General features: G+C 65.2%; 22 protein-coding genes. 10 read left to right on the plus strand and 12 right to left on the minus strand.

All coding sequences use genetic code 11. The features are described 5' to 3' along the window. Positions 1-248: 248 nt before the first annotated feature. Positions 249-2,279, minus strand: a complete 2,031-nt coding sequence (gene dnaG / locus B2W55_RS24910; RefSeq protein WP_024581034.1) for a DNA primase — start codon at positions 2,277-2,279, stop codon at positions 249-251. A 276-nt stretch (positions 2,280-2,555) separates the two neighbouring features. Between dnaG and B2W55_RS24915 the strand changes: the two genes are divergently transcribed. Together B2W55_RS24915 and B2W55_RS24920 are read left to right on the plus strand one after the other, a co-directional pair. Further along, positions 2,556-3,110: a chlorite dismutase family protein gene (locus tag B2W55_RS24915; protein ID WP_024581035.1), complete on the plus strand. Its 555-nt coding sequence runs from the start codon at positions 2,556-2,558 to the stop codon at positions 3,108-3,110. 73 nt (positions 3,111-3,183) lie between these two features. Then, entirely contained in the window at positions 3,184-3,387 is a 204-nt protein-coding gene (locus B2W55_RS24920) for a hypothetical protein (RefSeq protein ID WP_024581036.1), read from the plus strand. Between the two features lie 114 nt (positions 3,388-3,501). On the opposite strand, the gene B2W55_RS24925 is transcribed toward B2W55_RS24920, so the two are convergent. From B2W55_RS24925 to B2W55_RS24935, 3 genes are all read right to left on the minus strand, one after another. Further along, positions 3,502-3,900 carry a gamma-glutamylcyclotransferase family protein gene (locus tag B2W55_RS24925; protein WP_024581037.1) on the minus strand — a complete coding sequence of 133 codons (399 nt, stop codon included), beginning with the start codon at positions 3,898-3,900 and terminating at the stop codon, positions 3,502-3,504. A 130-nt stretch (positions 3,901-4,030) separates the two neighbouring features. After that, complete coding sequence (locus B2W55_RS24930; protein WP_024581038.1) at positions 4,031-4,843, minus strand: transglutaminase-like domain-containing protein; 813 nt, start codon at positions 4,841-4,843, stop codon at positions 4,031-4,033. A 2-nt stretch (positions 4,844-4,845) separates the two neighbouring features. Next, positions 4,846-5,745 carry a transglutaminase family protein gene (locus tag B2W55_RS24935; protein WP_024581039.1) on the minus strand — a complete coding sequence of 300 codons (900 nt, stop codon included), beginning with the start codon at positions 5,743-5,745 and terminating at the stop codon, positions 4,846-4,848. 102 nt (positions 5,746-5,847) lie between these two features. Between B2W55_RS24935 and B2W55_RS24940 the strand changes: the two genes are divergently transcribed. Then, positions 5,848-6,645 (plus strand): N-formylglutamate amidohydrolase, encoded by a 798-nt coding sequence (locus B2W55_RS24940; protein ID WP_024581040.1) that lies wholly within the window; start codon positions 5,848-5,850, stop codon positions 6,643-6,645. Positions 6,646-6,657: 12 nt separating this feature from the next. Here the strand turns inward: B2W55_RS24940 and B2W55_RS24945 are convergent, their stop codons facing one another. The 4 genes from B2W55_RS24945 to B2W55_RS24960 all read right to left on the minus strand — a co-directional run bounded on the left by B2W55_RS24945 (position 6,658) and on the right by B2W55_RS24960 (position 10,812). Next, positions 6,658-6,840 (minus strand): hypothetical protein, encoded by a 183-nt coding sequence (locus B2W55_RS24945; RefSeq protein ID WP_024581041.1) that lies wholly within the window; start codon positions 6,838-6,840, stop codon positions 6,658-6,660. 7 nt (positions 6,841-6,847) lie between these two features. Continuing rightward, positions 6,848-7,936, minus strand: coding sequence for a PepSY-associated TM helix domain-containing protein (locus tag B2W55_RS24950; protein ID WP_024581042.1), 1,089 nt, complete (start codon positions 7,934-7,936; stop codon positions 6,848-6,850). A gap of 84 nt (positions 7,937-8,020) precedes the next feature. After that, positions 8,021-10,288, minus strand: a complete 2,268-nt coding sequence (locus tag B2W55_RS24955) for a TonB-dependent siderophore receptor (RefSeq protein WP_029879087.1) — start codon at positions 10,286-10,288, stop codon at positions 8,021-8,023. A gap of 290 nt (positions 10,289-10,578) precedes the next feature. After that, on the minus strand, positions 10,579-10,812 hold the full coding sequence (locus B2W55_RS24960) for a DUF6894 family protein (RefSeq protein ID WP_024581044.1): 234 nt from the start codon (positions 10,810-10,812) through the stop codon (positions 10,579-10,581). A 169-nt stretch (positions 10,813-10,981) separates the two neighbouring features. Here B2W55_RS24960 and B2W55_RS24965 point away from each other — a divergent pair, with 169 nt between their 5' ends. Genes B2W55_RS24965 through B2W55_RS24975 form a run of 3 tightly spaced genes read left to right on the plus strand, consistent with a single transcriptional unit; the run spans position 10,982 to position 15,266 of the window. Beyond that, positions 10,982-11,668, plus strand: a complete 687-nt coding sequence (locus tag B2W55_RS24965) for a TetR/AcrR family transcriptional regulator (protein ID WP_024581045.1) — start codon at positions 10,982-10,984, stop codon at positions 11,666-11,668. Further along, positions 11,665-14,346 (plus strand): molybdopterin-dependent oxidoreductase, encoded by a 2,682-nt coding sequence (locus B2W55_RS24970; protein WP_024581046.1) that lies wholly within the window; start codon positions 11,665-11,667, stop codon positions 14,344-14,346. The genes B2W55_RS24965 and B2W55_RS24970 overlap by 4 nt, the downstream gene beginning before the upstream one ends. Further along, positions 14,343-15,266 (plus strand): FAD binding domain-containing protein, encoded by a 924-nt coding sequence (locus B2W55_RS24975; protein WP_024581047.1) that lies wholly within the window; start codon positions 14,343-14,345, stop codon positions 15,264-15,266. Before B2W55_RS24970 ends, B2W55_RS24975 begins: the two co-directional genes overlap by 4 nt. Positions 15,267-15,294: 28 nt before the next feature. Here B2W55_RS24975 and B2W55_RS24980 read toward each other — a convergent pair whose 3' ends face one another. The 3 genes from B2W55_RS24980 to B2W55_RS24990 all read right to left on the minus strand — a co-directional run bounded on the left by B2W55_RS24980 (position 15,295) and on the right by B2W55_RS24990 (position 18,018). Then, positions 15,295-15,912 (minus strand): LysE family translocator, encoded by a 618-nt coding sequence (locus B2W55_RS24980; RefSeq protein ID WP_024581048.1) that lies wholly within the window; start codon positions 15,910-15,912, stop codon positions 15,295-15,297. A 122-nt stretch (positions 15,913-16,034) separates the two neighbouring features. After that, positions 16,035-16,568: a hypothetical protein gene (locus B2W55_RS24985; RefSeq protein WP_024581049.1), complete on the minus strand. Its 534-nt coding sequence runs from the start codon at positions 16,566-16,568 to the stop codon at positions 16,035-16,037. A gap of 7 nt (positions 16,569-16,575) precedes the next feature. Next, a complete protein-coding gene (locus B2W55_RS24990) occupies positions 16,576-18,018 on the minus strand; it encodes an LVIVD repeat-containing protein (RefSeq protein ID WP_024581050.1) in 1,443 nt (480 codons plus the stop codon). 121 nt (positions 18,019-18,139) lie between these two features. Here B2W55_RS24990 and B2W55_RS24995 point away from each other — a divergent pair, with 121 nt between their 5' ends. The 4 genes from B2W55_RS24995 to B2W55_RS25010 are packed head-to-tail and all read left to right on the plus strand — an operon-like array spanning position 18,140 to position 19,920. Then, complete coding sequence (locus B2W55_RS24995) at positions 18,140-18,454, plus strand: ArsR/SmtB family transcription factor (RefSeq protein WP_024581051.1); 315 nt, start codon at positions 18,140-18,142, stop codon at positions 18,452-18,454. Continuing rightward, the gene (locus tag B2W55_RS25000) at positions 18,447-18,911 is read left to right on the plus strand and encodes an SRPBCC family protein (RefSeq protein ID WP_024581052.1); all 465 of its coding nucleotides are present in this window, start codon (positions 18,447-18,449) and stop codon (positions 18,909-18,911) included. The genes B2W55_RS24995 and B2W55_RS25000 overlap by 8 nt, the downstream gene beginning before the upstream one ends. Continuing rightward, a complete protein-coding gene (locus tag B2W55_RS25005) occupies positions 18,904-19,368 on the plus strand; it encodes an SRPBCC family protein (RefSeq protein WP_024581053.1) in 465 nt (154 codons plus the stop codon). The genes B2W55_RS25000 and B2W55_RS25005 overlap by 8 nt, the downstream gene beginning before the upstream one ends. A gap of 36 nt (positions 19,369-19,404) precedes the next feature. Next, entirely contained in the window at positions 19,405-19,920 is a 516-nt protein-coding gene (locus B2W55_RS25010; RefSeq protein ID WP_024581054.1) for an SRPBCC family protein, read from the plus strand. A 165-nt stretch (positions 19,921-20,085) separates the two neighbouring features. On the opposite strand, the gene B2W55_RS25015 is transcribed toward B2W55_RS25010, so the two are convergent. Further along, positions 20,086-21,696: an acyl-CoA synthetase gene (locus B2W55_RS25015; RefSeq protein WP_024581055.1), complete on the minus strand. Its 1,611-nt coding sequence runs from the start codon at positions 21,694-21,696 to the stop codon at positions 20,086-20,088. Positions 21,697-21,799: the final 103 nt, after the last annotated feature.

Genomic DNA, 21,799 nt, shown 5'->3' on the forward strand with positions numbered 1-21,799 from the left:
AGCTCCCGAAACGCGGTCATGCAAAATGGTGCCACGCACGCACGTTTGCACGCTATCTAGCTAGAATTACTCTCGACGCACAAAGGGCGGCGCAAGATTTCGCCACCCCTGTCATCCGTCTCGATGGTTTCCATCTGCAATAGCCGTGAGGCTATTAAGTTTCGCTTAACCCTGTTTTTGCAGCCAAACCATGGATTTGGCGAGTCTTTTTGCGGGTGCGACAAGCGCCGTCCGCAGCATTTTTGTTATCAGACATTACGTTGGAACCGGCCCGACAATTCGCCGAACCCTTCGATCAGGGCTTCGGTCCCATCGGCTTCTGCCATCCGGGCCTGGATATCCTGCAACCATGCCAGATTGGCTTCGCTGGAGTCTTCAGCCAAAGCCGCCTCTGCATCTTTTCTTTCCCTAAGTAAGGCGTGGGTTTTCTGATGCAAGGCAACCAGTTGACGCCAGGTCGATAAAACATCCTCACGCGCGGCGCCAACCTGCGCGCCCCACACCGCCTGGGTCGTGATCGCCCGCTCAACCCTTTGAAGAATCGGCGTTAATTCCCGCATCTCCAGATCAGACCGCATCTTCTCGGCCTGCTCCTCGGCATCGGGGGAATGGTGATGATCATGGGCAAAGGCTGCGATAATGGCGGCCCTGAGCTTGTTGGCCTCGGGATGCGCAAGCTCCAGCGCCGCCACCTCCTCGAGATGGTCGTGCAGCAGCCAGGGGTGATTGATCAGGCATTGCAGGATCAGCGCCTCGCGGCGCGAGATCGCGCTGCGCTGGCCGCGCATGATCGGGCTGTTGGCGAGCTGTGGGCTCGCCGCCTGATAGGGACCCCGTAGAATCCCGGGGGTGGCGCCGCCCTTGCTGCCGCCCTTGGCGCCGAACCGGCCGGCCTGGCCACCTTGGGCCGGTCCGCGGGGAGCAAACTGGCGAGGTGATTCGCCGCCGCGGCCGCCGCCGAAACTGCCCCTCGCATAGCCGCCGCGGCCATAACCGCCGCGCCCGCCCTCGGGAGCGAAGTTGCGTTGCAGCCGCTCCTGCAAATCCTGCCGATAATAGCGCCGCACCACCTCGTCGCGGATGCCGTTGGTGAGCTCGCCGATCCTGGCCTCCAGCGCGGCGCGGCGCTCCGGCGTGTCGAAATTGCCGCCTTCGATCTCGCGCGTCCAGACCATGTCGGCAAGCGGACGCGCCGCCGAGATCACGTCCTCGATCGCACCGCGGCCGCCGGAGCGGGCGAGGTCGTCGGGGTCCTGGCCTTCCGGCAGCAGTGCGATGCGCAGGCTCTTGCCCGGCTTGAGTTGCGGCAACGCCAGGTCCGCTGCACGGTACGCCGCCTTCTGCCCGGCGCGGTCGCCGTCGAAGCACAGGATCGGCTCGTCGACCATCTTCCAGAGCAGCGCGAGCTGGTTCTCGGTCAGCGCGGTGCCGAGCGGTGCGACCGCGCCGGGAAAGCCCGAGGTAACCATCGCGATGACGTCGACATAGCCTTCGACCACGATCAGCTGCGCGCCGTCATGCGCCGCCTGCCGCGCGGTGAACAGATTGTAGAGATTGTCGCCCTTGTGAAACAGCGTGGTTTCCGGCGAGTTCAGGTATTTTGCCGGAACGTCCTTCTCCAGCGCACGGCCGCCGAAGGCGATGACGCGGCCGCGGCCATCGGTGATCGGGAACATGACGCGGTCGCGGAAGCGATCGAACGGCACCGGCTTGTCCTCGCCGGACACCAGAAGCCCGGCCTCCACCATGTCCTCGGTGGAGATGCCCTGCGCACCGAGATGCTCCTTCAGCGCAAAGCGATCCGGCGGCGCGTAGCCCATCCGGAACTGGAGCTGGGTTGCCGGCGAGATGGCACGGTCGGCGAGATAGCCGCGTGCCTTGGCGCCGTGGCGCGAGGCCAGCGTGTCGGCGAAGAACTTGGTCGCCAGTTCCATCACGTCGTGCAGGGTGCGCCGGCGCTGCTCGTTGCGTGCCGCATCGGGCGTCGCGGCGGGCAGCGGGACGCCCGCCATCGCGGCAAGACGCTCCACCGCCTCGGGAAACGTCACGCCCTCGGTCTTCATCAGGAAGTCGAAGATGTTGCCGTTCAGCCCGGACGAGAAGTCGAACCAGGCCTGCTTCTGATCATTGACGAAGAACGAGGGCGTCTTCTCCTGCTGGAATGGCGACAGCCCCTTCCACTCTCGCCCCGCCTTCTTGAGCTTGACGCGCCGACCCACGACTTCCGAAACCGGAAGCCGGGCGCGCAGCTCTTCGAGGAATTCGGGCGTGAAACGCATCTGGCTCCAGTCCGGAATCAACCGGCGGTCGGTAACTCAACTACGTGGTGATATAGTGAGGAAGCATTCGGAGGAGCAAGCTCGTCCGCCTTCTCCCGGCTATCCACACCCTCCTCGATCCGGGCGGATGCGAAGCATCGAGCCTGGAATCCCATGCATCCGCATTGCCGATCTATGGATTCCGGGCTCAGCCCCGACGGGCTGCCCGGAATGACGCTGGGGATGACTTCAACCGCCGCGCTTGCCCCCTCCCCGCTTCCGGGATTGGATAGCGCCATGTTCACGACATTCAGAGGCGGGCAAAGCGGGGGCTGGCAGGTCACGTCCATCACGCGGGTGACGGGCGAGACGCTGCCGAAGGTCGCGGCGGTCTCGGTGGTTGCGAGTGAGACCATCGCGCTGCCGCTGCTGCCGTCGCAGACCTCCTGGCGACTCGCCGGTGTCGCGAGCCATCTGCGCTACACCGAGAAGGAGGAGCGCGAGAAGCTCGCCGCCGTGCAGGCCGGGCTCGGCCGCAGCGAGGCGACCCATGCGGCATTGATCCCGATCCGGAAATCCGCGGCGTGGTGGGAGCTGACCCAGGATGAGCGCCGCAAGATCTTCGAGGACAAGTCGCACCACATTTCAGGCACCTTGAAATTCCTCCCCGCGATCGCCCGCCAGCTGTTTCACGCCCGCGATCTCGGCATGCCGTTCGACTTCCTGACCTGGTTCGAATTCGCCCCCGAGCACGACAGTCTGTTCGACGAACTGGTCGGCATGCTGCGCGCCACCGAGGAATGGAGCTTTGTCGAGCGCGAGGTCGACGTTCGCGTGATCAGGGAAAGCTGACGCGGGACGTCGTCACGCCCAGCGTCGCCGTCCGAGCCTGTTGAGCACTTCGGCAACCGCGGGAGTTGGTCCGATGAGAGCGTTCTTGCGCATCACGATCATGGTGGTGATCTCGATCGTGGTGCTCACGATCTGCTTCGGCGGCCTCAGTGACTGGCATTCCTTCGAGGTGATCGGCGGCCTGCTCGCCGTATTCTGGGGCATTCCGCTCTTCATCCTCTTCGCGATATGCCATCTCATCTACAAGGCAATGCGGCGTCCGAGCGCGGACAGCTAGAGCATGATCCGGAAAAGTGGAAACCGGTTTTCCGAGAAGATCATGCTCAAACGAAGATCATGCTCAAACAAAGAGATGAGATCATGATGCGATTCCGTGGAAACGCATCATGATCTAATGCTCGAGGAATTTTCCTGACGCGATCCGCGGCAGCTCGGCGACCGGCCAGTTGTAGAGATAGGTCCACGCCTCGCTCACCCGGCCGTCGGCGCGCGTGACGGCAAGCATCTCGCGGACGTATTCGGTTGGCGGCGGAAAGCCCTCGCCGCAGGCCTCGTACATGTCGAACTCGCGCAGCATGGCCTCGCGCTCGCGCAGGCGGAACAATTCGCCGTGCACGATGTCGGCGGCATCGTCCGAGGCGACCAGCCCCGGATAATGCTTCACCAGATAAAGCCGGCCGCGGCACTGCGCCGGCCCGAGGAACTCGGCATTGCCCGCGAGCAGCTTCGCCATCGGATGGTCGAAGCCGCGCATCAGCGTGCCGTAGACGAAGAGGAGATCGGAGATCATGGTTGCTCGGTCATTCCGGGGCGCGTCGCAGACGCGAGCCCGGAAGCCATCGCGCCAGACGAATGCTTTGAAACATGGATTCCGGGTTCGCCCTGCGGGCGCCCCGGAATGACGGAATGGCCGCGAAGAATCAAGCCGTCACCACCTCGTCGGTCACGACGACGAACTTGGTCAGCGTCATGCGGCCGAAGCTCGTGGTGAGCGCGACGTCGGCGGCGTCGCGACCGGTGGCCATCAGGATGCGGCCGATCCGCGGCACGTTGTGGCGGGCATCGAAGGTGTACCATTGGCCGGACAGATAGACCTCGAACCAGCCGGAGAAATCCATCGGCGCGGGATCAGGCGGCACGCCGATGTCACCGAGATAGCCGGTGCAGTAGCGCGCCGGGATGCCCATGCAGCGGCAGAAGGTCAGCGCCAGATGCGCGAAGTCGCGGCAGACGCCGGTGCGGCTTTCATAGACGTCGTGCGCCGACTTCATGTGATGGGCGTGCTGATAGCCGAAGGTGACATGATGGTGCACGAACTCGGTGATCGCCTGCACCCTTGCCCAGCCAGGCTGTGTGTTGCCGAACAGCGACCAGGCGATATCGGTCAGCTTGTCGGTCTCGCAGTAGCGGCTCGGCATCAGATAGAGCAGCATGTCGTCGGGCAATTGCTCGATCGCAACCTGCTGCGCCGCCGGATTGACCAGGTCAGGCTGCCCGGAATCGCGCACCAGTGCATCGCCGCGGAAGGTGAGGCCACCGCCGGGGGCGACCAGCCGCCCGCAGACATTGCCGAAGCCGTCGCGATAGAGGCCGATCGGAACGGCAGGCTCGGTCGAGATGCTTTCGGTGCCGACGATGTCGGCATAGCGCGATGGATGAATCGACAGCATGATCACCATCGGTGTCGGCTGCGTGGCCGCATAGGTGATCTCGAAGCCGACCTTGATCTGCATCGTCAGGCTGTCTCCCGTTCCGCTTCCTCGCCGACCGACACCACCTTGATGTCGACGTCCATGCCGAGATAGGCGTCCGCCGCGCCGAGATAGACGCCGTGCAGCGGGATCGCCTGGCGCGGATCGCGCGCCACCGCGACGCGGATCAGATCGCGGGTGCCGACGATGCCGTTGGTCGGATCGAACTCGATCCAGCCCGCGCTCGGCAGATAGACCTGCACCCAGGCGTGGGTCGAGCCGCCGCCGACATAGCCATGCGCGCTGCCGGGAGGCATCGCGAGATAGCCGGAGACGAAGCGCGCGGCGATGCCGAGCCGGCGCAGCGCCTCGATCATGAACAGCGCATAGTCGCGGCAGGTGCCGGACCGCGTCCGCAGCGTGTCGAGCGGATGCTGGGTGCCCTGCTCGTAGCGCTTGCGATAGCTGAACGCCTCGCGGATGCCATGGGTCATGTCGCTGAGGATCTTGAACGTCAGTGTCGGCGGCTCGCCGTCGAGGAAGCGCCGCGCCCAGGCCGACAGCTCACCGTTCGGGTCGCCATATTGCGGCGTGATGAACTGCTGTAGATCGGGGAATTCCTCATCGTCGTAGAGAAACGGATAGAAATAGGCCGGGTCGTCGGGCGTCAGCGCGAACCTGTCGGCCGGATTGTGCTCGACGGTCGCCGTCGAGACGAACGACAGCGTGTCGGCGCGTTCGTCGAAGGTCGCGATCGCGACGCTGTTGCCGAACACGTCATGGATCCAGCGCAGCGACATCGGCATCGGGTCGATGACCAGCGCGCTGTCGAGCACGCATAGGTCATGGCCGTCGCGCGGGCGCAGCATGAGGCGGTGTTCGCCGAACGCCACCGGACGGGCGTAGCGATAAACGGTCTTGTGATTGATGGTCAGCAGCGGCATCGTCAAATAATCATGGTGATTTGGGCCGCCAAATCTATAGAGAATGCTGCCCGATTCCAAACCAGCATGCCGCTCGAATAGGCAAAGTTGAGGAAAAAGCCCGTGAATCACGCCGGTGGTCCCTCCGTTCTGCTCGCGAACACCGACGTTTCACCGGTTCTTGAACACAATCCCGGCGGCCGGTCGCCGTTCCTATTCACCTGCGATCATTTTGGCAGGCTGATTCCCTCCCCGCTCGGCGACCTCGGCCTGCCCGAAAGCGAGCTCGTGCGCCACATCGCCTGGGACATCGGCATCGCCGGCGTCGCCAAACAGCTCTCCGACCGGCTCGACGTGCACCTGATCGCGCAGCGCTACTCGCGCCTCGTGATCGACTGCAACCGCCCACCGCATGTCGCAAGCTCGATCCCGCTGATCAGCGAAGCCACCACGGTGCCGGGCAATGAGGGCCTGTCGCGCGACGCCGCCGAGTTGCGCCGCGCCCAGATCTTCGATCCCTATCACGCCCGCATCGACGAGATCATCGAGACGCGCGCGCGTCAGGGCATGCCGACCGTGCTGGTGTCGCTGCACAGCTTCACGCCGATCTACGCCGGCATCGCTCGTCCCTGGCACATCGGCACGCTCTACCATCGCGACACGATGTTGCCGCCGCTGCTGCTGAAGCAGCTGCGCGCGGAGGGCGATCTCGTGGTCGGCGACAACGAGCCCTATGCGGTCAGCGACGAGACCGACTACACGATCCCGGTGCACGGCGAGAAGCGCGGCCTGATGAATTCCGGCATCGAGATCCGGCAGGACCTGATCTCCGACCAGGCCGGCGAGACGGCATGGGCCGAACGGCTGGCGCGCATCCTCGGCGAGATCGAGACGACGCTGCGCGCCGAAGCTCTGATCTAGGACGTCGTCCGTTCAGTTCGGCCGGCGTCGCCAGATGTACAGCAAATAAAGCAGCACGGGCAGGCCGAGCGCCACCCAGGAGACGGCATCCCACCAGCCGTCGCCGACCAGCGCACTGATCAAGCCCACCGTGCTCACGATTGCGATCACGAGCGGGACGGCGAAGATCTGGTTCAATGAGCGATGTGCGACCATGCTGACGTCACGAGGTGAGTGCGGGATTTTCGATCGACGCGGCGTTGGCGATGGCGCGCTCCTGGCTCACCCCCGCCTTGCGGCGGCGCAGCCACAGATACACGCCGGTGACCAGGATGAAGATGGTCAGGATGTCGAGCAGCGCCCAGATGATCTTGAGCGGCATGCCGCCATAGTCGCCGAAATGCAGCGGCTGCGAGACGAACAACGTCGTCACATACCACGGCATATCCCTCGTGTCGGTCAGCTTGCCGGTCTCGGCATCGATCAGCGCCGGCTTGAGCAGCCGCGAGGTCAGCGGCGTATCGCCACGCAGGAACACCGCGTAGTGGCTCTTGCTGCTGAACAGGGTTCCCGGGAAGGCGACGAAGCTCGGCGTCATTCCGGGTACGGCGTGCGTCGCCACCTCGACGGCGGAGTTCAGCGAGGTCAGCTTGGCGGGCACCGGCCGATCCTTGTACTGCGCGGTCATTTCCGCGAGTTGGCCGAACTGCCACATCTTGACCACGAGATCGGCCCAGGTGTTGATCACGCCGGTGAAACCCACGACCAGCGTCCAGGCGACGAGCAGAATACCCGCGAGATTGTGCACGTCGAGCCAGCGCACGACCCGGGTCCGCTGCGCGCGGTAGGCGCCAAACCGCAGCTTCCGCATCGACGGCGCATAGACGACGATCCCGGAGATGATCGCGACGCAGAACAGGATCCCCATCAATCCGAGGAACAGCTTGCCGGGCAGACCCGCGAACATGTCGGTGTGCAGCTTCAGCATGATGTAAGTGAAGCGGCCGGTAACGTCGGGCGCGTCGAGGTAGGCTCCGGTATGGCTATCCATGCGGATCAGGCGATTGTTGCTCGGATCGGCGTCGATCGTCGGACCGACGCTGACGAACATGGCGTTGGGATCGTCGCGATCCCAGATCAGGAAGTGCGGTACCTGACCCGGCGTCTGCGCCAACGCGTTGGCGAGCAGATGGTCCAGATTGGCCGGCGGCGTGCCGGGAGGCACGTCGGCGGCCTTGACCTGGCTGTGCAGGAGGTCGTCGATCTCGTCGTGGAAGATCAACGGCAGGCCCGTGACGCACAGGAGCAGCATGAACAAGGTGCAGATCAGGCTGGTCCATTTGTGGACCGCGCCCCATCGCCGCAGTGATTTGGTCGTCGCAGTCAATTTCGTTACCTAGTTCCAAGTGTACTTCATCGTGCCCAGCACCGTCCGGCCGTTGCCGAGACCGCAATAGGGCAGGCCGGTCAAGCAGGACGCCACATAGAAATGGTCGGTCAAATTGGTCACGTTGACCTGGGCCTTCCAACCCTTCCAGTCTGGCCTGAGATAGGCGAAGTCGTAGCTGACCGCCGCGTCGAGCAACGCATAGGAGGGTATGACGAAGGTGTTGAAGTTGTCGCCGTAGGTCTCACCGACATAGCGCACGCCGAGGCCGAGTCCAAGGCCCGCAAGCGCGCCGTCGTACCAGGTATACTTGCCCCAGATCGAACCCTGATCCCTCGCCGTGTTCATCATGTACTTGCCGGCATAGCCGGCGATGCTCGTGGTCACGCGCGGATCGAGATGGGTGTAACCCGCCGTGATTTCGAGCTCCCGGGTCAGATTGCCCTTCAACTCGAGCTCGAAGCCGCGTACGCGCACGGCATCGGTCTGTACGTTGAAGATCGGATTTGCCGGATCCGCGGTCAGCACGTCCTGCTGACGGATGTCGAACACCGCCGCCGTCACCATGAAGTTCGAGCCGTTCGGCTTGAACTTGACGCCGACCTCGCCCCCCTCGCCCGTCGTCGGCCTGAAAGAGCGGCCGGCGCTATCGGCGCCGAGATTCGGGGTGAATGATGTCGAATAACTGATGTAGGGCGACAGGCCGACATCGAACAGGTAGTTCAGGCCGACGCGACCGGTTTGTGCCGAGTCATCGCGCAAATAGTGGCCGGGCGGCGGATAGAACGCCAGACTGTTGAAGCCGGAACTCACCCAGTCCTGGCGACCGCTCATCGTCAACGTCCAGCGATCGAGCTTGACCTGGTCCTGTATGTAGGCCCCCACCTGCGACTGCTTGTCGTCGCGCAGGATGAACGAAGGTAGCGCGTTGAAGGACGGCACAGCGGCGCCATAGACCGGATTATAGGCGTCGATCGGCGCGATCGGCGTGGTGCGATAGTCCGTGCGAGCCCACAGATCGAAGTAGTCGACGCCGGCCAGCACCTTGTGGACCAGCGGCCCGGTGGCAAAGTCCGCCTGCAACTGATTGTCGAGCGCAACGTTGGCGGCATTGGCCTTGACGTAATTGTAGGTGCGCGCGACCAGTCGGTCCGTCACCATGCCTTCGGTCCGCACCGACGCCAGGTCATTGCTGACCTCTGTGTAGCGGAGATTCTGCCGGAACTGGAAAATGTTGTCGAAGCGGTGCTCGAACGCGTAGCCGACCGCGAACTGCTCGAGATGGTAGCCATCCAATCCGGGCTCGCCGAGGTACCGGCCATAGGGAATATGGCCGTTGGGGTTGGGCAGGAACGACACCTGTCCGGGCACATATTGCTGATAACCCTTGTTGTCGACCTTCTGATACTGCGAGAGGATCGTGAAGCTGGTGTCGGAGGTCGGGCGCCAGGTCAAGCTCGGCGCAATGAACAGCTTGTTGTCCTGGACGTAGTTGGTCTGACTGTTGCTGTCACGGCCAAGGCCGACGATGCGGTAGAGGACCTGGCCGTTCTTGTCGACCGGACCACCGATATCGAAGGCGCCCTGGAAGCGATCGAACGAACCGAAGCTGCCCTCGACTTCATAGTGCGGGGTATCGGTCGGCCGCTTGCTGACCATGTTGAGCAGGCCGCCGGGATCCGACTGCCCGTAAAGACCGGACGATGGGCCCTTCAAGACCTCGACCCGCTCGAGCCCGTAGGTCTCGATCCGTGGCACCGCGAATGTCGTCGCATCCGTGGGGAGCCGCAAGCCGTCCAGATAGCGCGGCGCAGTGAAGCCGCGCAGCTTGAACTCGTCGAAAAAGGCGTTGGCGCCAAAGCTCTCGATCGTAACGCCGGGTGTGTAGCGCAGCGCTTCGGTGATGTTCTGCGCGCCCTGCGCCTCGATCTGGTCCTTGGTGACGATCGAGATCGACTGCGGCGTAGTAAGGACCGGGCTGTCGGTCTTGGTTGCGGTGACGCTCTGGCTTGCGAGATAGCCGGTGACCGGCCCATTGCCGCGCTCTCCGATGGAGCCGGCACCGCGTAGCGGAGCGCTCTGCGCCTGCGCGGGTGCCCGGTTCGCGGTGGCGCGCGAACCGGTCCGCGCAGCCCGTGCCGATCGGCGCGCCGGCTGCGTACGCCGCGCCTGCTGCTGTTGCTTCGGCGCCTCCACCGTCACCGGAGGCAAGGCCGACTGCGCCACGCCTTCACGCGGCATCACGACACTCAACACAAACAAACCGCTGCACGCCATATATCCGGCCGCCGCCGTCATTCCGCGACGAAACATCTGACCCCCGTCAACTTACATCGCCCTCATCTTTCGCCGTCACTAGCATGACCAACGAAGAGCGCTGCCGATCGGCGGTTAGAACACGTCCAGTATTGGTCCAATCGTTGCGGGTGTTGCGGGCAGGCAACGCGCGCGCCCTATCGGCTTGCGACAACACGCCTCAGCTTTCGAACGGTTCTAAGGATTGCTCCAGTGTATTTTCTGCGCCGTGGCATTTGGCGCATCTGCGCGAAGCAACGACATGGCGCGCTTCAGTGCGGCTTGCCGAGTACCGATGCGAAGGACAGGAGCACGATCTCCTCGCCGGCCTCGTCGCTGACATGCACGGCCCAGTCGCGCCAGTCTTCCATGCTGGCCGATGCGACCAGCGCTCGCATCATGCCGGTCGCCGCCTCGCAGGCCTCCGCAAGGCTGGTCACCGCGGTGCCGCGGCGGTCCATCAACACGCCGCGTGTGTTCGAGCAATGGAAGTAGACCTGAGCCATCTGCGTATCCTCGCAAGCCGCGGGCGAGCAGGCTCGCCTGCATGACGAAGCTTTACGCAACTGGGGCGCAAGCATCCGTGATGCATTTCACACAGGCCTCGGCGGACCCGGCCGGCCGCTTCACCAAATCGCGATTTGACAGTTCGTCTATTATTGTCAAAATCGTCAAATGGGACCGAAAGACCGTATTCTCGATGCCACCATGCTGGTGTTCCGCCGGCACGGCTTCCGCCGCTCCTCGATCGAGCAGGTCGCCGAAGCGGCCGGGCTGACGCGGCAGGCGCTCTATCATCATTTCGAATCCAAGGAAGCGCTGTTCCGCGCCGTGATCGAGCGCGTGCATGAGGCCGCGATCGCGGCCGAGGACGCGGCCGTTACCGAGGCTGAGACGGCCGGCGGCGATCTCGGCGATATCCTGGCCGCGGGCATGACCGCGCGGATGTCGACCATGATCGGATCGCTGGACGGCTCGCCGCATCTCGAGGAGCTGTATTCCGAGCACCTCGTGCACGCGCGCGACCTCTACCAGACCTATGCCGCGCGCTATGCGGAGCGCATGGTCGCGACCATCTCGCGGATCGTGCGTACGCAGCAGCTCGCGCTGCCGCAGCAGCTTTCGCCGGCCGAATTCGCCCGGCTGGTCGAAATGGCGATGTACGCCGCGAAGTCGCAATACCCGGCGATGCAGCCGGCCGAGGCGTTCCTGAAGGACATGGCGGTGATGGTGCGGACGCTCTGCGCGGGCGCCAAACCGAAATCGGAATCAAAATCCGCGCCGAAATCGCACAAGCCGCCCGTCACGAAGGCGGCGCTCCGGAAAAAGCCGACACGCAGGACGACTGGAGGACATCCATGACCACGACGACCATCAACGGCCGCGCGGCTTCCCTGCCCGACGATCCCGACGCGCTGCTGATCGAGGTGGTGCGCGACCAGCTCAAGCTCACCGGCACCAAGCTCGTGTGCGGTGGCGGCGTCTGCGGCGCCTGCACCGTGCTGGTCGATGGCGCGCCGGTCGCAAGCTGCCTGATGCCGGCGCATGCCGCCTCCGGAAAATCGGTGACGACGGTGGAGGGCATCGGCGCGGCCCAGCTGCATCCGGTGCAGAAGGCATTCATGGCGCATGACGCCCTGCAATGCGGCTTCTGCACACCGGGCTTCATCGTGGAAGCCACCGCGTTCTGCGACCGCTGGCGCGCGACCAGGGGAACGGCGGTGCCGACGCGCGAGGAGATCGGCGCGGCGCTGTCGGGCCATCTCTGCCGCTGTGGCGCCTATGACGGGATTTTCCGCGCGGTCGCCGATGCATGCGCCGGCCGGTTCGACGGCGACAATATCGCAGCGCCCCGCATCGAGGCGCGCGACAAGGTGACGGGCGCGGCGAAATACACCGTCGACATCAATCACGACGGCCAGCTCGAAGGCCTGATCCTGCGCTCGCGCGAGGCCCATGCGCGGATCGCCACGCTCGATCTTGCGCCGGCGCGCGCGCTGGCCGGCGTCACCGCGGTGTCGTTGATCGGCGACGACCGGATCGTGCGCTATGTCGGCGAGCCGATCGCGGCGGTCGCCGCGAAAGACCGCAAGACGGCGCTTGCCGCGCTGGCCGCAATCAAGCTGACCAGCGAACGCCTGCCCGCGGTGATCGGGCTCGACGCGGGCCGCAGGGACGACGCGCCCGTGGTGTTCGACCGCGCGAGCCGGAAGCGGGCCGGCAACGTTTCGGAGGCCGCCGGCGGACCGGCGCCATGGAAGCAGAACATCCGCGGACCGACCGCGGTGTTCTCGACCCGCGCCAAGAAGGCCCGCAACTGGGTCGATGAGGCGCGCCAGGCGAGCAACAAGCTGCTAGTCGAAGCCACCTTCCGCACCGCCACGCAGCAACATGCCTGTCTCGAGCCGCACGCCGCAGTGGCGCGCTTCGACGGCGACCGGCTGACCCTGCACGCCTCGACCCAGCAGGTGTTTCACCTCAAGGAGCAGATCGCCAAGCGCTACAAGCTCGAGCACGACAAGGTCCGCGTGATTGCCGATCACGTCGGCGGCGGCTTCGGATCGAAGGCAAGCCTCGGCGTGGAGACGATTGCCGCGATCGAGCTGGCGCGCGAGGCGAAAGCCCCGGTGCGCGTGGTCTACGACCGGCATGAAGAGCTCTCGGTCGCCGGCTATCGACCGGCCGCGGAATTGAAGGTCGCGCTGCTGCCCTCCGAGCGGGGCGCGCTGAAGGCGCTCTCCGTCACCGCCCATGCCGATACGGGCGCTGCCACCAACTCGACGATCGCGGGCCTCGCGCGGCTGATCTATCCGGCGGAGGCGAAGGACCTGTCGGATTTCGACGTCATCAGCAATCTGCCGCCCGGCGCCGCCTTCCGCGGCCCCGGCGGCCCGCCGATGGCCTTCGCGGTCGAGCAGTCGATCGACGAGGCCGCGCTGCGGCTCAAGGTCGACCCGATCGCGCTGCGCAAGCGCTGGGATCCCGATCCCAACCGACAGCGGCTGTACGATTGGGCCTCCGGGCTCGAGGTGTGGCGCAACCGCAAGCCACAGCAGGACGGGCGCTATCGCCGCGGCATCGGGATGGCGACCGGCTACTGGCTGTATCTCTGGCAGCCCAATGTGAAGGTCGAGGTCGCGGTCAAGGGCGGCCGCATCGTCGCCAGCACCGCGACGCAGGACATCGGCACCGGCACCCGCAGCGTGCTCGCCGACACCATCGCGCGCGAGTTCGATCTCGAACCTGCCGACATCGACGTCCGGATCGGCGATTCCGCGCTGCCCGAAGGGCCGGGCTCCGGCGGCAGCCGCGTGACCGCCTCGGTGCTGCCGCCGACGATCCTTGCCGTCCGGAAACTCAAGGCCGCGATGCTCGAACAGGCGACGCGAAAGCCCGCGCCCGGCTCCAACGCGCCGTGGCGCGAGCTGATCGCGCGCTCGCCCGACATCGCGGTGACCGAGACGCGTGGCGAGGACAGCAAGAACACCGCGCCCGGCATCCGCTCGCCGCTGCGCGAGGTCGGCCTGCTCGGCATGGTGTTCGGCTGGATGATGCGCCGCTTCTCCAACATCGCGGTCGGCGCCGGCGTGCCGAGCTCGGTGCAGGTGATCGAGGTCGAGGTCGACACCTGGCTCGGCCATGTCCGCGTGCTCAACGTGCATACCGGCATCGCGGTCGGAAAGATCGCGGCACCCGCGCTGGCACGCAGCCAAGCCTGCGGCGCCGTGATCCAGGGCCTCGGCTATGCGCTCTACGAGGCGCGCGAGCTCGATCCGACCAATGGCGACGTGCTGACCGCGGGAATGGAGGATTATCGCATCCCCGGCATCGCCGACACGCCGGAGATCGACGTCCATTTCGACGAAGCCGGCTTCGACCACGTGCTCGGCAACAGCGTCGGCATCGGCGAGGCGTCGACGGTGCCGACCTCGGCCGCGGTCGCCAACGCGATCCACGACGCGATCGGGATCCGCCTCACCGAAATTCCGATCCGGCCGGACCGCATCGTCGCCGCGCTGAAGGGGAGGACCGCCGCATGAGCGCCGCAACCGCATTCGCAATGTCCGCGCCCGAATTCCGTGCCGCCGGCACCGACCTGTCGGAGCGCCGCCGCAGCGGCCTGTCGTGCGGGTCGATCATCGACCTCACCGCCAGCCCCGATACCATCGGCATCACCTGGGATGGCAACGGCTCGGCACGCATCGGCGCGCTGACCGCGATCGCCGCGATCGCATCCGACCCGCGGCTCGCCCAGGCCTATCCCGGAATCAGTGCTGCCGCACAGGGCCTGGCTACACCGCAGATCCGGCACATGGCGACGCTCGGCGGCAACCTCGTCCAGCGCTCGCGCTGCTGGTACTACCGCAATCCGCAGATCGCCTGTCTCAAGAAGGGCGGCGCCGACTGTCCGGCACGATCGGGCAACCATCTCTATCACGTCGCGTTCGATCTCGGCCCCTGCGTGGCGCCGCATCCGTCGACGATGGCGATGGCGCTGCTGGCCTATGACGCGAAGCTCACCACGGACCAGCGCAGCGGCCTGTCGATCTCCGACCTGCTCGGCGACGGCAGCAACGGCACCGCCGACAATCTGCTCGCGCCGGGCGAACGGATCGAGCGGATCGAGCTCCCTGCACCGCTCGCCGGCGAGCGCGCGCTCTACCGGCGCGCCATCAGCCGCTCCTATGCGGAATGGCCGCTGGTCGAGATCTGCGTGCGCGCGGTGATCTCGGACGGCACGTTCCAGCAAGTCGACATCGCCGCGGGCGGCATCGCTCCGGTGCCGCTGCGTCTCGCAACGTCCGCGGCGGCGCTCGAAGGCAAGCCGGCCAATGCGGCCAGCGCGGCGCAAGCCGCCGAGCTTGCGACATCGGGAGCCAGGCCGCTGCCGATGACCGGATACAAGCTCGAACTATTGACGGGCCTGGTGCGCGACGTGGTGGAACGGATCGCGGTGTAACGCGCAGGCGACTGTTTCGGCGCCGGGCTCACCGCGCCCGGGTCAGCGCCAGCCAGATGCCGCCGCCGATCATGAAGCCGCCCGAGATGCGCGACATCAGCCGCGTCCGCTCCCTGGAGAAGAATTTTCGGGCGCGGCCGGCGGCCAGCGCGTAGGCGGCGTCGGTCAGCACGGCGGTCACCATGAAGGTGATGCCGAGCAGCGCGACCTGCGGAATGTGCGGCTTGTCCATGTCCATGAACTGCGGAATGAAGGCGCCGAAGAACACCAAGACCTTCGGGTTTGAGAGCAGCACCAGAAAACCCTGGAGGAAGAAGCCGCCGCGCGGCGGCGGCGGTGTCTCATCGGTGCCGACGCCCTCGACCGGCGAACGGATCAGTTTGAAGCCGAGCCAGACCAGGTAGGCGGCACCGGCGAAGCGCACCCAGTCGAACCAGTAGCCCATGGTCGCCATCAGCGAGGTCAGGCCGACCGCGACGGTGCCGATCACGATCGCGAGCCCGACCTGCGCGCCCAGCACATTGGTCAGCGCCGCGCGCGTGCCGTAGCGCAGGCCATTGGCGATCACCATCGTGACGATCGGACCGGGCAGCAGCGCCAGCGCAATGCAGGCGGCGACGAAGGCGAAATAGGCTTGCAGGGACATCATCGAATTCCGGTTTGAGCGCTCGCCATGGCCGGGCTCGTCCCGGCTATCCACGTCTTATGGTGGCGCAACCGGGATCATAGAGGCGTAGATGCCCGGGACAAGCCCGGGCATGACGGATTCTATCGACCGTTCATCGCAGCAACCATCCATGTCGTGATCGCCCGCGAACCCAGGAACGCCAATACTTCGCGCTGGACGTCTGCAACGTCGCCCCTGCCCTGCGCCGCCACCGCCATCAGATCGCAGCGATGCGACACCGCGATGCCGATCGCGGTGCGGTGGCCATCGAGATCATAGGCCCTGATCCGTCCCGGCATCTCGGCGACATCGACGACGTCGCCCGCCTTCCGCGGCACGAAGCGCGGGCTGATCATGTCGACATCGGCGACGCGGTCGACCTCGTCGTCATCGGCAACCCCGCTGTCGCAATTGCAGAAGCCGAGCTTCGGCCGGGCATAGACCTCGACGTCGGCACCGCAATCGCTCGCGTTGCAACGAAAGGCGCGGCCGACGGGCCAGCCGTCGCGCGGAAACGGCCAGGCGATCTCGCGCCACTGCGCCGCGCGCGGCGGCGCCATCTCGTAGCCGGCGACGGCCGAAAGCCCGCCGAGCGCCAGGAACATCGCTGCGATGATCGGCCAGGAGCGCATCATCGTGCACTCACGGCGTGCCGGCGATGGCGCGCGCGGCGCCGGTCAGTTCGAGAATGTGCAGGCCGGTGTTGGCGCGATCGACCGCATAGATGTAGCCGCGATCATCGGTCTCGACATTGTTGGTCTGGATCGCGACCTTGCACCGATAGAAGCCGTCGACGGTGTTGCAGCGCTTGTCGGTCGCCGATGTGATGGACGGAATGAAGTACCCGACTTCCTTGGGGTGATAGGGATCGCGGATGTCGAGTGCACGGACGCCGGCATTGAAGAAGGCGATGAAGGCCAGCTTCTTGTAATAAACCGGCGCCATGCTCTCGTTCGACGAATGCGAGCCGAACCGGCCGCCGCGCTCGCAGAACGCGCCGGAGGCCTCGGGCACCGTATAGCTCGAAATCATCATCGGCCGGGCTTCGGTGGTGACGTCGGCGAACCACACCATCTGCCGCGCCTCGCCGCATTCGTTAAGGATCGCCTCGTCGACGATCATCACGATGTCCCGCGTCTTGCCGTCCTTGTCGCGGGCGAATTCCGCGATCGGCATGCCGGGCATCGGAAACACCGTGTGCGCGCCGTTGAACGCCGACATCGGCATCCGCGCGATCTCCGGGAATTTCAGATTATCCGGGGTCGGCGCCTTCGGTCCGTTCAGGAGCTTGTCGCGATCGACGATCTGCAGGAAGCCGCCCTTGTCAGTGCCATAGCCGAAATAAACCCGATTGCCTTTCGGCCCGGTCGAGATCGGCCCGTGCAATTCGGTCGGCACCGCGCCTGTGGCGCCCGGCTCCTGCCCCGGCAGGCCGAAATCCCTGATCTTCACGGGATGCGCGGGATCGGAGAGATCGTAGACCTGGGTCATGCGCCTTGTGCGCCAGTCCGGCGCGCCCGACACCAGATAGGCGATCCCGGTGTCGCACTCCCAAAAGTTCTTGTGCGTGTCCTTCAAGCCTTCGCCAATGTGGGTCACAAGAACCGGATTGGCGGGATCGGCGACGTTCCAGATCTCATGCCCTTCGGTGCCGACCGCGCGCAGCATGTAGACCGCGTTGCGATCGGCTTTCGGCAGGGTCTTGCCGTCGCAGACCCGCACCATCTGCGCGCCACCGGCTTCGTATCTGCCCTCCTGGCCTGGAATGTGCCGCAAATACTTTGGATGCGCGGGATCGGTGACGTCGACGATCGAGGTGCCGTTTGGCTCAGCCTTGCCGGTCATCGGATTGACGGGATCGGGAATGTCGTCGGTGCCACCGTGATGGCCGATATAGGCGATCCACCTGTTGCCCTGATGATGGATGGTCGGTTGATAGGCACTGCGCGCCTGCAAGTCATCCCACCCGACCAGTCTCATGTTGGAGGCTTCGGGCGGGTCGCCGATTTTCTGCTGGGCACTCGCACCATGCGCGAGCAGGACGAGGAAAAACGTGCAGCAAATTGTCGTAACGCGACCGCCCATGCGCACCACCCCGTAGTTCCCTGCCAATCTGTGCTGGCTGCGGCCAACGCTAGCACGGTGATCCCGGCGCCCAAACACACGCTCTTGACATGCAACCATTTGGTTGCCTATTATCCAACCCATGGATGAAGTCTTCAAAGCCCTCGCGGATGCCTCACGGCGCACGCTGCTTGACCGGCTTCACGATCAGAACGGACAGACGCTCGGTGAACTCTGCGACGGCCTCGACATGACGCGTCAGGCCGTCACCAAGCACCTTGGGATTTTGGAGGAAGCCAACCTCGTCACCACGATCAAGCATGGCCGCGAGAAGCTGCACTACCTCAACCCGGTTCCGATCCATCAGATCGGCGAGCGGTGGATCAGGAAATTCGAGCGCGGCAAGCTCGCCGCGCTCAGCGAATTGAAGCGACAATTGGAGAAGCGTGATGAGTAAGCCGGACTATGTCTACGTCACCTATATCGAGACCACGGCGGAGAAGCTGTGGCACGCGCTGACATCGAGCGAGTTCACCGAGCGCTTCTGGTTCGGCTATCGCGCGACCTCCGACTGGAAGGTCGGTTCGCCCTATCATTTCGCCAAGGACGGCCGCCGCGCCATGCAGGGCGAGGTGCTGATCGCCGATCCGCCGCGAAAACTCGCCTATAGCTGGGACGTCGTGAAGGAAGGCGTCGAGCGCGAACAAATCTCGCGCGTCACTTTCGATATCGAACCGCGTGGCCGGATCGTCAAGCTCACCGTAACGCACGACGATCTCGGCCCGAAGACGCTGCGCGACATCTCCGGTGGCTGGCCGATGGTGATTGCGAGCCTGAAGAGCTTCCTGGAGACCGGCCGCGAACTGCCGGCCGACCTGCCCACCAGCGGCGCGAAGGAGACCAGCAATGTCTAAGCCCGTCTTCGTCTACGTCACCTACATCGAGACCACGCCGGAGAAGCTGTGGGACGCGCTGACATCGAGCGAGTTCACGCAGCAATACTGGTTCGACACCGAGCTCAGGTCGAACTGGACGATCGGCGCGCCGGTGGCGCTGGTGATGAACGGCAAGGTCACCGACACCGGCGAGATCCTCGAGTTCGACCGGCCGCGCCGCCTCGCCTACACCTTCAAGCACGAAGCCGATCCCGAACTGCGCAAGGAACCGGCGACCAAGGTCGTGTTCACGCTGGAGCCGTTCGGCAACGTCGTGAAGCTGACCGTCACGCATGACGGCTTCGGCATCGGCAGCAAGCTGTTCGAGGGCATCGCCAACGGCTGGCCGGTGATCCTGTCGGGGCTGAAGAGCCTGCTCGAGACCGGCAAGGTGTTCAGGATTCCGCCCGAGAGCCTCGGGCTCGACTGCGCCTGACCTGCCATGAAGATCTATCGAAGGATACGCGCGGACATGAACATCGAGAAATTCAACCCAGCGATCGTCTACGCCATCTACATCGCATCGACGTCCGAGAAGGTGTGGCAGGCGCTGACGCAAGCCGAATTCAGCCGGCAGTATTTCTCCGGCCACGCGATCGAGGTCGACCAGAGGGTCGGCGGCGCGTACATCGTGCGCACGCCCGACGGCGCGCTGCATATTTCCGGCGAAGTGATCGAGTGCGTGCCGCAGCGGCGGCTGACCGTCACCTTCAACGTCAACTGGCCGCAGCTCGTCGAGAAGCTCGGGCCGACGCTCGTCACCTGGGAGATCGAGCCGGCCGGCGACGGCGTCAAGCTGACCTTGCTGCAATCGCACGATCGCCCGATCAGCGACGACATCCTGTCCGGCGGCCGCGCCGGCTGGCCGGCGATCCTCTCCAGCCTGAAGAGCCTGCTGGAGACCGGCAAGGCCATGGTGATCCCGATGCAGCCCCCGCAGCGCATGCTGGCAGCGCTGAAGGAGCTGGGGATTGCGATGCCGACGTGAGGCACACGGCGATCTCCCCACATCAGCGCTGTCGTCCCGGCGAAAGCCGGGACCCATAACCACCGAACCTCGTTGTGTAGTCGCGCTGGGGCCACAGCGTCGCGCAACAACCGCGTCCTGTGGTTATGGGTCCCGGGTCGCGCTACGCTTGCCCGGGACGACGGTTTAGCCCAACGCCCTCAACTCTCGCCGCAGCACCTTCCCTGTCGCCGTCATCGGCAAGGTGTCCGCGAACTGCACGAAGCGCGGATATTCGTGGGCGGCGAGCTGGACCTTGACGAACTCCTGAATCTCGCGCGCCAACGTATCGCTCGGCGCATGGCCCGGCCGCAGCACGATCCAGGCCTTGATGGATTCGGTGCGGATCGGATCGGGAATGCCGACCACCGCCGACATCGCGACCGCCGGGTGCTTCATCAGCGTGTGCTCGATCTCCGACGGCCCGACACGATAGCCGGCCGTGGTGATGACGTCGTCCTCGCGGCTGACGTACCAGAAATAGCCGTCCTCATCCTGCACACCGAGATCGCCGGTCAAGAGAAACTCGCCGGCAAATTTCTTCGCGGTCGCCTCGGGATTGCGCCAGTATTCGATCATGGTGCAGGGGCACGGCTGGCGCACCCCGATGATGCCGCGCTGTCCGCGCGGCAATTCCTCGCCCTTGTCGTTGACGATGCGGACGTCGAAGCCCGGCGTGGCGCGGCCCATCGAGCCCGGCCGGATCGGAAACAGATTGGAGTTGCTGCCGATCACGAGATTGCATTCGGTCTGCCCGAACACCTCGTGGGCGTCGACGCCGAAGGTCTTGCGCACCCAGCCGAGCAGCTCGCCGCCGAGCGATTCGCCGCCGGTGAAGATGCTGCGCAGCCTGACGCCGGAATTCCTGACATCGGCCTGCCGCATCAGCTTCAGCGCGGTCGGCGGCAGGAACACGTTGCGGATGCCGAGATCGGCCATCATCTGCATCGCCGCCTGCGGCTCGAACTTGCGGGCGCGGTGACCGACCATCGGGATGCCGTGGTACCAGAACGCGAACAGGCCGTTGATCAACCCGCCGATCCACGCCCAATCGGCCGGCGTCCACATCAGGTCGCCCGGCCGCGGCAGGAAGTTGTGGCACATCTCGACGTTGGGCAGATGGCCGAGCACGACGCGATGCGCATGCAGCGCGCCCTTCGGATTGCCCGTGGTGCCCGAGGTGTAGATGATCAGCGCCGGATCGTCGGCCGAGGTGTCGACCGTGGTGAATTGCGGTGACGCCGATCGGATCGCGCCCCAGAACGATTTTGTCCCCGCCGGCGTCTTGTCGCCGACGATGTAGACACTCTTCAAATCGGGCAGGCGATCGCGGATCCTTGCAATCTTCTCCCAGCCGGCCTCATCGGTGACAAGGGCCTTGGCCGCGGAGTTCGACAGGCGGAATTCGAGCGCATCCTCGCCGAACAGCGCAAACAGCGGGATCGAGATCAGCGCCGCGCGGAATGCCGCGAGATGCGCGACCGGCAGTTCGAGCGATTGCGACAGGAACACCGCGACGCGGTCACCGCGCACCAGGCCATCGGCGGTCAGCACATTGGCGAAGCGGCGCGAGGCGTCCGCGACATCGTCGAACGAGGTGCGCGTGGTGCCGCCATCCTCGTCGACATAGATCAGCGCGAGCCGGCCGGTGCCGTCAGCATGACGATCGCAGCACGCGGTCGCCATGTTGAAGCGCGCGGGGACGTCCCAGCGGAAATTGCGGGTCAGCTCGTCGTAGGTCGCGGCTTCCTTGAGCATGGTGCGCGTCGCTTCCGTCCCTTGTCGTGGCCGAGCTTCACCCGGCGATCTTGCCGAGGGGGATTGTAAAGACGTGGATGCCCGGGACAAGCCCGGGCATGAC

Origin of the sequence: Bradyrhizobium sp. UBA2491, assembly GCF_002341725.1 — a bacterium.
GTDB lineage: Bacteria > Pseudomonadota > Alphaproteobacteria > Rhizobiales > Xanthobacteraceae > Bradyrhizobium.